The organism is Pseudomonas sp. SORGH_AS_0199, from assembly GCF_031453735.1.
In the GTDB taxonomy this organism is placed as follows: Bacteria; Pseudomonadota; Gammaproteobacteria; order Pseudomonadales; family Pseudomonadaceae; genus Chryseomonas; species Chryseomonas aestiva.
Map to the genome: position 1 here is coordinate 3,692,818 of NZ_JAVJAE010000001.1, position 14,047 is coordinate 3,706,864.

The 14,047-nt window shown below is 65.0% G+C and carries 14 protein-coding genes; 8 read left to right on the forward strand and 6 right to left on the reverse strand.

Annotation, left to right across the window (positions count from 1 at the left end):
* Positions 1-61 precede the first annotated feature (61 nt).
* A complete protein-coding gene (gene rimO, locus QE444_RS17270) occupies positions 62-1,387 on the forward strand; it encodes a 30S ribosomal protein S12 methylthiotransferase RimO (RefSeq protein WP_187981377.1) in 1,326 nt (441 codons plus the stop codon).
* 7 nt (positions 1,388-1,394) lie between these two features.
* Here the strand turns inward: rimO and cadR are convergent, their stop codons facing one another.
* The 3 genes from cadR to QE444_RS17285 form a co-directional block, all read right to left on the reverse strand.
* The gene (gene cadR / locus QE444_RS17275; protein WP_133861122.1) at positions 1,395-1,865 is read right to left on the reverse strand and encodes a Cd(II)/Pb(II)-responsive transcriptional regulator; all 471 of its coding nucleotides are present in this window, start codon (positions 1,863-1,865) and stop codon (positions 1,395-1,397) included.
* A gap of 224 nt (positions 1,866-2,089) precedes the next feature.
* Positions 2,090-2,269, reverse strand: coding sequence for a hypothetical protein (locus tag QE444_RS17280; RefSeq protein WP_133861123.1), 180 nt, complete (start codon positions 2,267-2,269; stop codon positions 2,090-2,092).
* A 169-nt stretch (positions 2,270-2,438) separates the two neighbouring features.
* Entirely contained in the window at positions 2,439-3,842 is a 1,404-nt protein-coding gene (locus QE444_RS17285) for a hypothetical protein (RefSeq protein WP_309740281.1), read from the reverse strand.
* A gap of 136 nt (positions 3,843-3,978) precedes the next feature.
* Here QE444_RS17285 and QE444_RS17290 point away from each other — a divergent pair, with 136 nt between their 5' ends.
* Positions 3,979-4,230 carry a CsbD family protein gene (locus QE444_RS17290; protein WP_017642209.1) on the forward strand — a complete coding sequence of 84 codons (252 nt, stop codon included), beginning with the start codon at positions 3,979-3,981 and terminating at the stop codon, positions 4,228-4,230.
* Positions 4,231-4,310: 80 nt separating this feature from the next.
* On the opposite strand, the gene QE444_RS17295 is transcribed toward QE444_RS17290, so the two are convergent.
* From QE444_RS17295 to tesB, 3 genes are all read right to left on the reverse strand, one after another.
* Positions 4,311-4,679 carry a response regulator gene (locus QE444_RS17295; protein WP_133861125.1) on the reverse strand — a complete coding sequence of 123 codons (369 nt, stop codon included), beginning with the start codon at positions 4,677-4,679 and terminating at the stop codon, positions 4,311-4,313.
* 25 nt (positions 4,680-4,704) lie between these two features.
* A complete protein-coding gene (locus tag QE444_RS17300; protein WP_133861126.1) occupies positions 4,705-6,153 on the reverse strand; it encodes an ATPase domain-containing protein in 1,449 nt (482 codons plus the stop codon).
* Between the two features lie 112 nt (positions 6,154-6,265).
* Positions 6,266-7,126 carry an acyl-CoA thioesterase II gene (gene tesB / locus QE444_RS17305; RefSeq protein WP_133861127.1) on the reverse strand — a complete coding sequence of 287 codons (861 nt, stop codon included), beginning with the start codon at positions 7,124-7,126 and terminating at the stop codon, positions 6,266-6,268.
* Positions 7,127-7,297: 171 nt separating this feature from the next.
* Here tesB and QE444_RS17310 point away from each other — a divergent pair, with 171 nt between their 5' ends.
* From QE444_RS17310 to QE444_RS17335, 6 genes are all read left to right on the forward strand, one after another.
* On the forward strand, positions 7,298-8,914 hold the full coding sequence (locus tag QE444_RS17310; RefSeq protein WP_133861128.1) for a histidine kinase famiy protein: 1,617 nt from the start codon (positions 7,298-7,300) through the stop codon (positions 8,912-8,914).
* Positions 8,911-9,543, forward strand: coding sequence for an exopolysaccharide biosynthesis protein (locus QE444_RS17315; protein ID WP_280306359.1), 633 nt, complete (start codon positions 8,911-8,913; stop codon positions 9,541-9,543). Before QE444_RS17310 ends, QE444_RS17315 begins: the two co-directional genes overlap by 4 nt.
* Positions 9,540-10,466 carry a histone deacetylase gene (locus QE444_RS17320; protein WP_187979707.1) on the forward strand — a complete coding sequence of 309 codons (927 nt, stop codon included), beginning with the start codon at positions 9,540-9,542 and terminating at the stop codon, positions 10,464-10,466. The genes QE444_RS17315 and QE444_RS17320 overlap by 4 nt, the downstream gene beginning before the upstream one ends.
* Before the next feature lie 12 nt (positions 10,467-10,478).
* A complete protein-coding gene (locus tag QE444_RS17325) occupies positions 10,479-11,255 on the forward strand; it encodes an NYN domain-containing protein (RefSeq protein ID WP_158891225.1) in 777 nt (258 codons plus the stop codon).
* A 154-nt stretch (positions 11,256-11,409) separates the two neighbouring features.
* On the forward strand, positions 11,410-12,651 hold the full coding sequence (locus QE444_RS17330; RefSeq protein ID WP_309740289.1) for a zinc-dependent alcohol dehydrogenase: 1,242 nt from the start codon (positions 11,410-11,412) through the stop codon (positions 12,649-12,651).
* Positions 12,652-12,704: 53 nt separating this feature from the next.
* Positions 12,705-13,949 (forward strand): TIGR03862 family flavoprotein, encoded by a 1,245-nt coding sequence (locus QE444_RS17335; RefSeq protein ID WP_309740291.1) that lies wholly within the window; start codon positions 12,705-12,707, stop codon positions 13,947-13,949.
* Positions 13,950-14,047 lie beyond the last annotated feature (98 nt).

Here is a 14,047-nt window from a genome sequence, read left to right on the forward strand (position 1 = left end):
AGAATCGCGCGTTTTTTGATCAAGGCGCCTCCTGAGCGCCCGCCGAGGTTAGCCCATGTCCATCCAAACGTCCGCCCCCAAGGTCGGTTTCGTCAGCCTCGGCTGTCCCAAGGCCACCGTCGATTCCGAACGCATCCTCACCCAGCTGCGCATGGAAGGCTACGAGATCGTGCCGACCTATGAAGACGCCGACGTGGTGGTGGTCAACACCTGCGGCTTCATCGACAGCGCCAAGGCCGAGTCCCTGGACGCCATCGGCGAGGCCATCGCCGAGAACGGCAAGGTGATCGTCACCGGGTGCATGGGCGTGGACGAGGGCAACATCCGCGGCGTGCATCCCAGCGTGCTGGCGGTGACCGGGCCGCAGCAGTACGAGCAGGTGGTCAACGCCGTGCACGAGGTGGTGCCGCCGCAGCTGGAGCACAATCCGCTGATCGACCTGGTGCCGCCCCAGGGCATCAAGCTGACCCCGCGCCACTATGCCTATCTGAAGATTTCCGAAGGCTGCAACCACAGCTGCAGCTTCTGCATCATCCCCTCCATGCGCGGCAAGCTGGTCAGCCGCCCGGTGGGTGACGTGCTGTCCGAGGCCGAGCGCCTGGTCAAGGCGGGCGTCAAGGAGCTGCTGGTGATCTCCCAGGACACCAGCGCCTACGGTGTCGACCTCAAGTACCGGCTGGACTTCTGGAACGGCCAGCCGGTCAAGACGCGCATGCTGGAACTGTGCGAGGCGCTGTCGGGCATGGGCGTCTGGGTGCGCCTGCACTATGTCTACCCCTACCCCAATGTCGACGACGTCATTCCGCTGATGGCCGCCGGCAAGCTGCTGCCCTACCTGGACATCCCCTTCCAGCACGCCAGCCCCAAGGTGCTCAAGTCGATGAAGCGCCCGGCGTTCGAGGACAAGACCCTGGCGCGCATCAAGCGCTGGCGCGAGATCTGCCCGGAGCTGACCATCCGCTCCACCTTCATCGTCGGCTTCCCCGGCGAGACCGAGGAAGACTTCCAGTACCTGCTGGACTGGCTCACCGAAGCCCAGCTGGATCGCGTCGGCTGCTTCCAGTATTCACCGGTCGAAGGCGCACCTGCCAACGAACTGGGCCTGGAGCCGGTGGCGGACGAGGTCAAGCAGGCGCGCTGGGAGCGCTTCATGGCGCACCAGCAGGCCATTTCCGCGGCGCGCCTGCAGCTCAAGATCGGTCGCGAGATCGAGGTCCTGATCGACGAGGTGGACGAGCAAGGCGCCATCGGCCGCTCCTACGCCGATGCCCCGGAAATCGACGGCAACGTCTATGTCGACAGCGCCAATCCCCTCAAGCCGGGCGACAAGGTCTGGGTCCGGGTCACCGACGCCGACGAGTACGACCTCTGGGCAGAGACGCTCTGAGTCCTGGCTAGTCGTGCAGACGGTGGGTGCCGGGCACATGGGCGTGTCCGGCCGCACTGCAACTGGCGGTAGTCGCTGACGGCGCCGCCGGTTGACCGAGTTCGCGCAGGATGCCGCAACGGTCACCCTCGCCCTCTCCCTGGCAGTGACGCCTCAGGGTCACCAGTTGCTCGCGAAGCTGATTCAATTCGCGAATGCGCACCTCGACATGATGCAGATGGGCGCCGATCAGGGCATCCACCTGGGCACAGCCGGGTTCGCTGGTGTCGCGCAGGGCCAGCAAGGCCCGAATCTCCTCCAGCGTCATGTCCAGCGAACGGCAATGGCGGACGAATACCAGACGCTCGACCTGAGTGTCGTCATAGCTGCGATAGTTGCTGCTGCTACGCGCTGCCGGGCTCAGCAGCCCCTCCCGCTCGTAGTAGCGGATGGTCTCGACCGCGCAATCGGTGCGTCTGGCCAATTCGCCGATCTTCATCACTCTGTCTCGTTCTGCTGACGGACGCCCAGCCTGCGCCGCCGACCGCTTCGGAGCAAGAGGCCACGGCCGTCAGGAAGGTGCTGAACTGCGGCTTTTCTCGGAGGGGCGGCAGGTGAAGCGAATCACGCGGGGAAGTGGCCGAGACCTGCCTTGGCGGCTGGCCAGACAGCACGACGCCCCGGCGATGAGTGGGTCGCCGGGGCGTCGAGACAGCCGCCAGACTAGTTGGCGTTGTTCTGGTAGAGCGCGGAGACCCGGTTCGGATGCTCCGACTGGAACTGCGTTTGCGCATTGGCACGGATCGATTTGTTCGATACGTCGCGGCTGGCAGCGGACGCCGTACCCGACAGCAGGCCCAGGAACAGGACGGCGACGATAGCTTGGACACCCAGGACTTTCATAGCGAATACCTCTTGGTTGTGCTGTTTCGATAGACACAGCGTACTCCAGGTACTAATTCGCCAAAAAGAGCGCTTTGAGAGAGTGATCTTTACCTATAAGGAAAATATCGCCTGGGAACTTCCAGACCTTTCCTGAGCGTCCGTCTTTCGGCCAAGGGCTCTGGTTCGGCTATCGCAGCTCCTTCAGGTGCTTTTCCAGCCCCATGGCACGGCCGGCGCCGACACTGGTCAGCTGAAAGAAGCCGTAGTCTTCCAGATAGGTCCAGCGACTCCGCGGCCCGCTCCCCGTCTCGCCATGCTGGCACTCCAGGGTCTTGGCCCGCCCGCTGAGGCTGGCCAGTACCTTGCGTGCCTCGCCTTCGCTCACCACCTTGCAGGACAGCCTGATTTCGCGCTGCTCGGTGCCTTTGAGATTGCCGGTCAGGGATTGCCGCCCCTGATAGCCGACCTGGCTACCCACGGCAAGGGCGCGCCAGTCGCCGCTGAAGCTCAGTTGGTCCAGGCTGGCCACCTCTTCCACCGGCAGATTGCCGTTGTCGATACGGGTACGACGTACCAGATCGATCAGCCCGCGCCAGTTGAGCGAATCGACCCGGGCAGCCTTGCCCTGGGCACTGAAGCGCAGCAGTCCGGGCTGCGGGCCGGGGCTGACCTGCACCTCTTCGCGATAGGCATGGGTCTGGCCTTCGTAGCGACTTTCGCCTTCCTCCACGAAGCGCTGGACGGCCAGACGCGGCGCGGGTAACGCCTGCGCCTTCAACGCCTGCAGGGGCTGAGCCTGCGGCGCGGGCAATTCGCCGAGGGGCGGTGGTGCGGCCGGTGCGGTGTCGGCAGCCTTGACCCCATCCAGGCGTGGCGTGGCCAGTAAGGCGTCCCGACGATCACAGGCGGCTTCCAGCAGCGTACGCCGCTCGACCGGCGCCGCCGTGAAGGCCTCCTGGCCCTGAGCGCCCAGCTGGCTGTCGGTCACCCGCCCGCGGTCGTCCAGGCCGTAGCGCGCCAGCAGCAGGTAACGACGCGCCGTGCAATCGGCGGCCAGGGATTCGCGCCACTGACGGACCGGAGCGCCATAGCTAGGCGTCTGCACCGCGACGGCCAGTTGCTGACCTCCCCAGAAGCGGCGTATTCCGTTGGCATCCACCAGGCTGTTACGGTCGATCACCAGGGTGTCACCCTCAGGGCCACTGGCGAGGGCGCGCCAGTCGGTGTTGGCCGGCTGGGCGCAGAACGCCGCCACATCGGGACGCTGCCTGAGCGTCGCGACCTTGGTAGCGCTCAGCGGCAGGGGCACGGCATAGGCATTCACCCGTCCGGGATAGACCCGCTGAGCACCATCAAGGTAGAGCAGCTCGGCCTGGTCGGCCGTGCAATCCAGAGAAACCAAGGCGGAACCGCCCTCTGCCAGGGCAAGTGCCAGCTGCAGGCGTGAACCTTCGCGCAGAACGCTTTCGGCGATGATCGGACGGGTGAAGAGGTCATCGGCACTGGTCGGGGGCTCGACCGGCGGCTGCTGGGTGCTGCAGCCAGCCAGTAGCGACAGCAGGCAAAGGACGGAAAGACGGCTGGAGATCATGAATCCTCTCGACAGGGAACCGCGAAAGATGTCGCGAACAGCAAATTGACCTGAACGAAATGCGTCTGGCGCGGATCAATAAAGGAAGCATGCCGTTTGGCATGACCTCCCCCGTTTCCCCACACGAGGTGCATTTATGAATACCGATCAGATCATAGGCAATGCCAAGGACGCTACCGGCAAGGTCCAGGACAGTTTCGGCGCAGCGACCGGCAATGCCGACTGGCAAGCCGAGGGCAAGGCCCGTCAACTGGAAGGCAAGCTGCAGGAGCAATATGGCCAGGCCATCGACTGCGCGCGCAATGTGACCGCCGACAAGCCCTTCACTGCTCTGGCCATCGCCGGCGGTGTCGGTTTCGTGCTGGGCGTACTGCTTTCGCGCTCCTGATCGGAGACGCCGGGCTGGCCACTGCGCCAGCTCCACAGCAAAAAGGCCTGTCTAGACAGGCCTTTTTGCTGTGGAGCTCATTAACGTTCCAGCGTTACCAGGTGCTTGTGTACCGCGTCCACGATTTCGCCAATGTTGAACGGCTTCTGGAACACGGCATCGAACAGCTCCGAACTCTCCTGGGCCAGGTGTGCCTGGGCCCCGCTCATGAGGATGATGGGCAGGTGTTGCAGGCCCTGGCGTTCACGTAACGCTTCCGCCAGCTCACGGCCATTCATCACCGGCATCATGAAATCGGTGATGACCAGCGACGGTAGTTCTCGATCGAAGACATCAAGCGCTCGGCGGCCGTTGCTCGCCTTGACCACCATGTAGCCTTCGTCTTCAAGAGCGAAGGCCAGGATGTCCGCTATCAGAAATTCGTCATCGACTACCAGTATCGTCGTCATGTGGAGACTCTCCCAGCCGACGCGATCATGGTTGTATTGAGGGCATGGCTGAACCGGAAAGCACCTTCACCATGTCTTTGAACGCCTTTTTCAGTTCGATTCCCGAGTTGTCTATCACCATCTCGCGTAGCGAGGGGTCATAAAGGCTATCCCGCACCTTGAGGATGGACAGAACTCTTTTGATCTCCGCCTCGGCCTCGACGAATCGCAGCAAAATCAGATTGTCCACCATGCTGGAAAGTTCGGGGGCCGGCGCTGCTATGTCCGCGCCAAACATGTCCCGTAATTCCCAGGTAGCTAGAACTGTGACGCCCTGGGTACGCAGCTCGTTCAGTAATGCGCTGAAGTATTCGATGAGCCGCCCCTGTGGCAGGGCGAAGCGGGCAATGGCGCCCAGGCTGTCGATAACCAGCCGTCTGATGCCGTGCTGCTGGACCAGCGCGAGCAGCTTCAGACCCACTTCATCAAGGCGCAACTCGGTCGTGGGCTGCCAGTGCATGTGCAGTGCGCCCTGATCGATACGCCCGGCCAGATCGAGCCCCAGGGCGTCGGCCTTGAGTTGCAGCCGCTCCGGCGGTTCATAGAAGCTGAACATCAGACCGGGGGCCTCGGGCGTGCAGGCGGCCAGGAAATTCAGCGAAATGGACGTCTTGCCGGCACCCGAAGGCCCCATGAGCAAGGTGGTCGAGCTTTCCGGTAGCCCGTTCTCGATCATCGCATCCAGCGAAGCCACGCCACTGGTTACCCGCTGGTGCCCAAGGCGATAGGTCGCGCCCACCGAGGGATCGCGATAGAGAGTTTCCAACCTTGGAAACACGGTGATGCCGGCATCGGAGATGGTGAATTCGTGGAAGCCCGGCAACGCGCCGCTACCGCGGGTCTTGCGCAGCGCCAGGCGGCGGATGGTGCGACTGCCGATCTCTTCCTCGTGCAGGTCCAGCACGCCATCGACCATGGTGTGTTCCGGGCTGCCATCTTCGAGACGCGCGCTGGTGAGAAAGATCACCGTGCAACCGGCAAAGGCCGCATGCCCCTGCAACTCGGCGATGAACTTCTTGGTGTCGATGGGCGTTTCCGCACGCGAGCGCGCATTGAGCAGGCCATCCACCACCAGCAGACTGGCCTTCTGCCGGCTGATCTCGCGCCGCAGCAGGCGCACGACCTCATCCAGCCCCTCGCCTTCCATGGTGTCGAAGGCACTCAGGTACTGGACCTGATCCCCGATGCACGAGCGGTCGAAGAAATCCAGCGTGGAAAAGAACTGGAACATCCGCTCGTGGGTTTCCGACAGCATGGTCGCAAACAGCACCCGGCCACCGCCGCGCACATGGTTGAAGGCGATCTGATTGGCCATGATCGATTTGCCGGAGCCCGGACGGCCCTGGATGACATAGGACGCGCCTGCGACCAGGCCTCCCTTCAAGATCTCATCCAGCCCCTGGATACCGGTTACGACGCGCTCGAGTCGATTCAAGAACGATGCCTCAAACTAATGATGTGTCTGGGACGCCTGGACAGGCGCCCGGTGCTTCGCAGGCAAGAGCCTATAAGGGTGCTACCGAAATAGCCAGCCAGGGGGCCTGGTCTTAGCCGCGTTTGCGAATCAGTCCTTCCTGGGCTACCGAGGCCACCAGCTGGCCCGCGCGGTTGTAGATGCTGCCGCGGCACAGGCCACGCGCGCCACCGGCCCAGGGACTGTCGATGGCGTAGAGCAGCCAGTCGTCCAGACGGAAATCGCGGTGGAACCAGACCGCATGGTCGAGGCTGGCGATCTGCAGCGAGCGATCCCAGAAACTGGTGCCATGAGGCAGCAGCGAACTTGGCAGCAGGTTGAAGTCCGAGGCATAGGCCAGCAGGTAGCGGTGCAGCGCCGGCTGGTCCGGCAAATCGCCCGTGGCGCGGAACCAGACGTGGCGGACCGGCTCGGTCGGCTCCGGCTTGAAGGGATCGGTAAAGACCACCGGGCGCATCTCGATCGGCCGTGGTCCCAGCAGCTTGTCGCGCAGCGGCGCGGGGATCAGCTCGGCATAGCGCTGGGCATGGGCGATCTCCGACTGCAGGGTCTCGGGTGCGGGCACCTCCGGCATGGTCGTCTGGTGTTCGAAGCCAGGCTCCTCGACATGGAAGGAGGCGCTGCAGAAGAAGATCGGCTGCTCGCCCTGGAAGGCGGTGACCCGGCGGGTGGAAAAGCTGCCGCCATCGCGGATGCGATCCACCTGGTAGGTCACCGACTCCACCGCCGAACCGGCGCGCAGGAAGTAACCATGCAGCGAGTGCACGCGGCGCTCCACCGGCACGGTCTGGCTGGCCGCCGACAGCGCCTGACCCAGCACCTGTCCACCAAAGAGCTGGGGAAAGCCGAGATCCTGGCTGCCGCCGCGATACAGATCGGGGGCCAGGGATTCGAGGGTCAGCAGATCGACCAGGTTGTCCAGCACCTTGCTCATGGGGAGGGTTCCTTGACAGAGAGCGATCATCATACGCAAAACCGGTCAAATCCTGTGCGTTCGCCGTGCTTCCAGACACATTGCTCATCGTATGACGATAACTGGTGGAGCTTGTGGCCGTATAAGCGGTCACAATGAAGGTATCGCTGTCCGCTCGCAGGCTTCCTTTCCATGACCGAAACCGCCAACGCTTCGTCTCCCCACCCTTCCGCAGCGCAGATCGCAGAGCTGGGCAAGGGCCTCGGACACGACGACATCTTCTTCGCCGCCGTGAAGAAGACCCGGATGCCGATGATCGTGACGGATCCACATCAGCCGGATAATCCGATCATCTTCGCCAACGAGTCCTTCCTGCGTACCACCGGCTATGCCCTGGACGAGGTGATGGGGCGCAATTGCCGCTTCCTGCAAGGGCCTGACACCCGTCCGGAGCACATCGCCGAAATCCGCAATGCCGTACGCGAGCAACGCGATTGCGACATTGAGCTGCTCAACTACCGCAAGGACGGCTCGACCTTTTGGAACGCGCTGTTCATTTCGCCGGTGTTCGATCACGAGGGGCACCTGCGCTACTACTTCGCCTCGCAGCTGGATGTCTCCCGTCGGCGCGATGCCGAGGACGCCCTGCGCCAGGCGCAGAAGATGGAAGCCCTGGGCCAACTCACCGGTGGAATCGCCCATGACTTCAACAACCTGCTGCAGGTGATGGTCGGCTACCTGGATATCCTGAGGATCAACCTGGACCGTCCGGAACTGGACAAGGACAAGGCCAAGCGCCATGTCGACAACACCCGCGACGCAGTGAATCGAGCGGCGACCCTGACCCAGCAGCTGCTGGCCTTTGCTCGCAAGCAACGCCTGACCGGGCGCGCGGTGGACCTGAACAAGCTCATCAATGCCCGCCAGGGGCGCCTGACCCAGGCGCTGGGTGAGCCCTTCCGCTTCATCTTCCGACCAGCACCGGCGCTGTGGAATTGCCGCCTCGATCCGATCCAGCTGGAAACGGCGCTGCTCAATATCGTCGACAACGCCCGCCTGGCCATGCAGGAGCGAGGCGCCGGCACCCTGACCCTGGAAACCCTCAACGTCGAGGTCAATGGCCAGGACCTGGCCCACGGCGGTCTGGCCCAGGGGCATTATGTCTGCATCGCCCTGACCGACACCGGCAGCGGCATGTCCACCGACGTGCTCGGGCGCGCCCTGGACCCCTTCTTCACCACCCGCGACGAAGGCCAGGGCAGCGGCCTGGGCCTGTCCATGGTCTATGGCTTTCTCAAGCAGTCGGGCGGCCTGGTCAGGCTCTATTCCGAAGTCGGCATAGGCACCTCGGTGCGTCTCTACTTCCCGGTTTCCGAAGAGGAGGCGCGTGAGCATCCGGCACCCCTGCCGACCCCGCACGAAGACGGCGGTGGCTCCGAGACCATCCTGGTGGTGGATGACCGACCGGACGTGGCGGCGCTGGCCCAGGCCATCCTGGAGGAGACCGGCTACCAGGTGCTGGTCGCCCACAATGGCCAGCAGGCGCTGGACATCCTCGCTCGCGAGCCCGCCGTCGATCTGTTGTTCAGCGATCTCATCATGCCGGGCGGCATGAATGGCGTGATGCTGGCCAAGGAGGCCCAGCGGCGGCAGCCCGAGTTGCGCATCCTGCTGACCACGGGTTACGCCAACAACGCGCTGGAACTCGAGGAAGGCAACGGCGAACGCTTTCCGATTCTCAACAAGCCCTATGGCCGCCAGGACCTGACCCGCTGGATCCGTCGCATGCTGGACAGCGGCCAGCCATGAAGGACGAGGCCCTGGAGCACGAGCCCGCCAGCTGCGATGCCGGGCAGGATGGCCCGGTAGACCTCCAGAGCTTTCTGGCCTGCCTAGAGCGGGTGGGTAACAGCCCGAACCAGGTCTCGGTGCGGCACCTGATCGATGCCATCGGCAGCCGCTCCTTCGGCCCCATGATTCTCCTGCCGGGGGTACTGGCGATCTCGCCGCTGACCGGCATTCCCGGTATCGCTACCGCCATTGCCGTCTTCGTGATGCTGGTGAGTGGCCAGCTGCTGCTTGGCCGGGATCATTTCTGGCTGCCGCGCTGGGTGCTGCAGCGCTCGGTTTCGCGCGGCAAGCTGCGCAAGTCGCTGCGGCTGCTGCAGCGGCCGGCGCGCTGGGTGGACAAGGTGGTCAAGTCGCGACTGCGGGTGCTCACCTCGCGCCCGGCGCACTTCGTCACTGCCCTGCTCTGCATCCTGATCGCCGCGACCATGCCGGTGCTGGATCTGGTGCCCTTCGCCAACACCACGGCGGGACTGGCATTGACCTCCTTCGCCCTGTCGCTGATCGCCCGCGATGGTCTGCTGTTCCTTCTGGCACTGGGTTTCTGCACCGGCATCCTCTGGTTCATCCTGGAGCTCCTGGTGTTTTGAGCACGCGCCTGCCACTGGTCTACCACGAGGACTACAGTCCGCCCTTCCCCGCGGGCCATCGCTTTCCGATGGAGAAATTCCGCCTGCTGCACGAGCACCTGAGCGCCAGCGGCATTCTCGGCACGGACAACTGGCAGCGGCCCGAGCTCTGCCCGGACGAGGTGCTGGCGCTGGCCCATGCGCCCGCCTACATCCGCGCCTTCCAGGCTGGCGAGCTGGCGCCGCCGCTGCAGCGCCAGCTGGGCCTGCCCTGGAGCGAAGCCCTGGTGCGCCGCACCATCCGCGCCGTGGGCGGCTCCCTGCTCACCCTGGAGCTGGCGCTGCGCCATGGCCTGGCCTGTCACCTCGCCGGGGGTACCCATCATGCGCACCACGACTATCCAGCCGGCTTCTGCATCTTCAACGACCTGGCGATCTTGGCGCTGTCGCTGCTGGAAAGTGGGCGCGCCGGGCGGGTGCTGATCCTGGACTGCGACGTCCACCAGGGTGATGGCACCGCACGCATCCTCGCCGAGGTGCCGGACGCCGTCACCGTCTCGCTGCACTGCGCCACCAACTATCCGGCGCGCAAGGCGCAAAGCGACTGGGATATCCCCCTGCCCCGCGGCCTGGACGACGCCGGCTATCTTCAGGTTCTCGACGAGGCCCTGGGCTACCTGCTGCCCCTTCATCAACCCGACGTGGTGCTCTACGACGCCGGCGTCGACGTCCACCGCGATGACGCCCTAGGCTATCTGGATCTCACCGATGCCGGTCTCGCCGCCCGGGACGGTTTCGTCTTGCGGCGCTGCCTGGCGGCGGATATACCGGTCGTGGGAGTCATCGGTGGCGGCTATTCCGCCGATCGCCAGGCCCTGGCCCGCCGGCACGGCATTCTCCATCACACCGCGACCCAGGTCTGGCAGGAACTGGGCCTGACCTGAACAGGAGTTTTCATGAGCAAGACAGTCAAGACCTCTGAATCCAGCCAGGCGCGCCTGGCTGTACTGATCGATGCCGACAACGCACCAGCTGCCATCGTCGACGGTCTCATGGCCGAGATCGCCCGCTTCGGTGTGGCCAGCGTCAAGCGCATCTATGGCGACTGGACCCAGCCGCAACTCAACAGCTGGAAAAAGGTGCTGCTCGACCACTCCATCCAGCCGGTGCAGCAATTCGGTTATACGAAGGGCAAGAACGCCACCGACAGCGCCCTGATCATCGACGCCATGGATCTGCTCTACACCCGCCGCTTCGACGGTTTCTGTCTGGTTTCCAGCGACAGCGACTTCACCCGCCTGGCGGCGCGGCTGCGCGAGGAAGGGCTGACGGTCTATGGCTTCGGCGAAGAAAAGACCCCGGACCCCTTCGTCTCGGCCTGCGACAGATTCATCTACACCGAGATCCTCAGATCCAAGCCGCGCGAAGAGCCGCGGGAAGCCAGCAGTACCACCGACAAGCCGGCCACCACCAATCGCGGCAAGCCCAAGCTGAGCACCATCCTCAAGCTCATTGAACAGGCGGTGGAAGATGCCTCCGACGAAGGCGGCTGGGCCAATCTGGGCCTGGTCGGCACCAACCTGGGCAAGGTGCGTCCGGATTTCGATGCCCGCCTCTATGGGCATCGCAAGTTCAGCGGTCTGGTCAAGGCCCATGGCGATCGTTTCGAGGTCCAGGAACGCGACCCTGCCGATCGCAGCGCGGGCAAGGCCGTCTATATCCGCAACCGCTGACGCCGCTGCGCCTGCCCGGCTCTAGACTGGGCACTGGCGGCGAAAAGCCGCGATCGGTCGCTATCAAGGTGCCATACCACCGGTCCGAGGCCGCGGAACCGCTCGGCTGGCGGTGGCCTCAATCCTAGGTGCTTACCGCCCTACGGAGACCGCCATGCGAGCCTTGACCTACCACGGTGCCCACGATGTCCGCGTCGATACCGTGCCTGATCCGACCATCCAGGATGCCGACGACATCGTCCTGCGGGTGACCGCCACAGCCATCTGCGGCTCGGACCTGCACCTCTATCGCGGCAAGATTCCCACCGTTGAGCACGGTGATATCTTCGGCCACGAATTCATGGGTGTCGTCGAGGAAACCGGTCCGGCAGTGACCGCCGTGCAGAAAGGCGACCGGGTGGTGATTCCCTTCGTCATCGCCTGCGGCAGCTGCTTCTTCTGCAACCAGGATCTCTACGCCGCCTGCGAAACCACCAATACCGGCCGCGGCGCCATTCTCAACAAGAAGCAGATCCCACCGGGCGCGGCCCTGTTCGGCTTCAGCCATCTCTACGGTGGCGTACCGGGCGGCCAGGCGGAGTACGTGCGCGTACCCAAGGCCAACACCGGGCCCTTCAAGGTGCCCGGTACCCTGGCCGACGAGAAGGTGCTGTTCCTTTCCGACATCCTGCCCACCGCCTGGCAGGCGGTGCTCAACACCGGCATCGGTCAGGGCTCCAGCATCGCCATCTACGGCGCCGGGCCGGTCGGCCTGCTGTCCGCGGCCTGCGCGCGGATGCTGGGTGCCGAGCGCATCTTCATGGTCGATCACCACCCCTATCGCCTGGCCTATGCCCAGCAGACCTATGGCGTCATCCCGATCAACTTCGACGAAGACGATGACCCGGCCGCGACCATCATCGAGCAGACGCCCGGCAAGCGCGGCGTCGACGGTGTGGTCGATGCGGTAGGCTTCGAGGCCAAGGGCAGCACCACCGAGACCATTCTTGCCAACCTCAAACTGGAAGGCAGCAGTGGCAAGGCCCTGCGTCAGTGCATCGCCGCGGTACGCCGTGGTGGCACCGTGAGTGTCCCGGGCGTCTATGCCGGCTTCATCCATGGCTTCCTGTTCGGCGACGCCTTCGACAAGGGCCTGACCTTCAAGATGGGCCAGACCCACGTACAGCGCTATCTGCCGGAACTGCTGGAACACATCGAGCGCGGCGACCTGGCGCCGGAGGCCATCATCACCCACCGGATGTCCCTGGAGCAGGCGGTCGAGGGCTACAAGATCTTCGACAAGAAGCAGGAGGACTGCCGCAAGGTGATCCTGACGCCGGGACGCACGGAGCCCCTGATTCCGGAGCGACTGGAAGAACCCCTGGCGACGCCCCTGGGTCAGGCTGGCGTGGTCTAAGAGCCCAGCACCTCGCGTACAATGGCGGCTTTCCGTAGCTCCTGGATGCCGCCATGTCTCTCTCCCCCGCCACCCCTGCCGTCGCTGTCATCGGGGGTGGCCCCGCCGGGCTGATGGCGGCCGAGACCTTGGCCGCTGCCGGCATCCCCGTAGACCTCTTCGACGCCATGCCCTCCGTGGGCCGCAAGTTCCTGCTGGCCGGTGTGGGCGGCATGAATATCACCCATGCCGAGGAACAGGCCGCCTTTCGCCGGCGCTATCGCGAACGCGAAAGCGGCGTCGGTCTCTGGCTCGATAGCTTCGACAGAGATGCCCTACGTGCCTGGATCCATGACCTCGGCATCGAGACCTTCGTCGGCACCTCGGGGCGAGTGTTTCCCGCCGACATGAGGGCCGCGCCGCTGCTGCGCGCCTGGCTGCATCGCCTGCGCGATCAGGGCGTACGCATCCACACCCGCAGCCGCTGGCTGGGCTGGGACGCCGAGGGTCGGCTGCGCCTGGCGACCCCGGAAGGCGAGCGCCTCTTGCGGCCCCAGGCCTGTGTGCTGGCATTGGGCGGCGGCAGTTGGCCGCGCCTGGGCTCGGACGGTGCCTGGCAGACCTTGCTGGCCGAACGTGGCGTCACACTGCGACCGCTGGAACCGGCCAACTGTGGCTTCGAGGTGGCCGGCTGGAGTGACTTCCTCAGGACCCGCCATGCCGGCGCGCCAGTCAAGCCGGCCGCCCTGGCGCTGTCCGGCCAACCGCCGCGCCAGGGCGAATTCGTCCTTACCGAGACCGGCATCGAAGGCAGTCTGGTCTATGCGCTGTCCGCCGAGATCCGCTCGGCCATCGAAGGCGACGGCCAGGCAACCCTGACCCTGGATCTGGCCCCCCAGCGCGACCTCGCCGAACTCGGCCGGGCACTCGCCAAGCCGCGCGGCAGCCAGTCCCTCGCCAATCATCTGCGGCGTCACGCCGGGATCGACGGTGCCCGCGCCGCCCTGCTTCGCGAGCTGGCCCCGGCGGAAACGTTCCAGGACATGGCTCGGCTGGCTCAGGCCTGCAAGGCCCTGCCGCTCACCGTGGTCAGACCGCGCCCCCTGGCGGAAGCCATCAGCAGCGCAGGCGGCGTGCCCCTGGAAGCATTGGACGAGGGCCTGATGCTGCGGCAATTGCCTGGCGTCTTCTGTGCCGGCGAGATGCTCGACTGGGAAGCACCCACCGGCGGCTATCTGCTCACGGCCTGCTTTGCCAGCGGCCGGGCGGCGGGACAGGGTGTGCTGCGCTGGCTGGCCGCTGGTGGCAGATCGGCCTGAGCAGTCCCGGCGCGATGCCGCTCTACCGCTCGCGGCCGGCCCCGGTGATGCCAGACGGCGACCGGGCGCGGTAGCATAGGCAGCGACCACGGCGATCA

Bases quoted from the DNA above. Each gene is read 5' to 3' on its own strand.
- cadR (WP_133861122.1), bottom strand. From the start codon at position 1,865: ATGAAGATCGGCGAATTGGCCAGACGCACCGATTGCGCGGTCGAGACC.
- QE444_RS17280 (WP_133861123.1), bottom strand. From the start codon at position 2,269: ATGAAAGTCCTGGGTGTCCAAGCTATCGTCGCCGTCCTGTTCCTGGGC.
- QE444_RS17285 (WP_309740281.1), bottom strand. From the start codon at position 3,842: ATGATCTCCAGCCGTCTTTCCGTCCTTTGCCTGCTGTCGCTACTGGCT.
- QE444_RS17290 (WP_017642209.1), top strand. From the start codon at position 3,979: ATGAATACCGATCAGATCATAGGCAATGCCAAGGACGCTACCGGCAAG.
- QE444_RS17295 (WP_133861125.1), bottom strand. From the start codon at position 4,679: ATGACGACGATACTGGTAGTCGATGACGAATTTCTGATAGCGGACATC.
- tesB (WP_133861127.1), bottom strand. From the start codon at position 7,126: ATGAGCAAGGTGCTGGACAACCTGGTCGATCTGCTGACCCTCGAATCC.
- QE444_RS17310 (WP_133861128.1), top strand. From the start codon at position 7,298: ATGACCGAAACCGCCAACGCTTCGTCTCCCCACCCTTCCGCAGCGCAG.
- QE444_RS17315 (WP_280306359.1), top strand. From the start codon at position 8,911: ATGAAGGACGAGGCCCTGGAGCACGAGCCCGCCAGCTGCGATGCCGGG.
- QE444_RS17325 (WP_158891225.1), top strand. From the start codon at position 10,479: ATGAGCAAGACAGTCAAGACCTCTGAATCCAGCCAGGCGCGCCTGGCT.
- QE444_RS17330 (WP_309740289.1), top strand. From the start codon at position 11,410: ATGCGAGCCTTGACCTACCACGGTGCCCACGATGTCCGCGTCGATACC.
- QE444_RS17335 (WP_309740291.1), top strand. From the start codon at position 12,705: ATGTCTCTCTCCCCCGCCACCCCTGCCGTCGCTGTCATCGGGGGTGGC.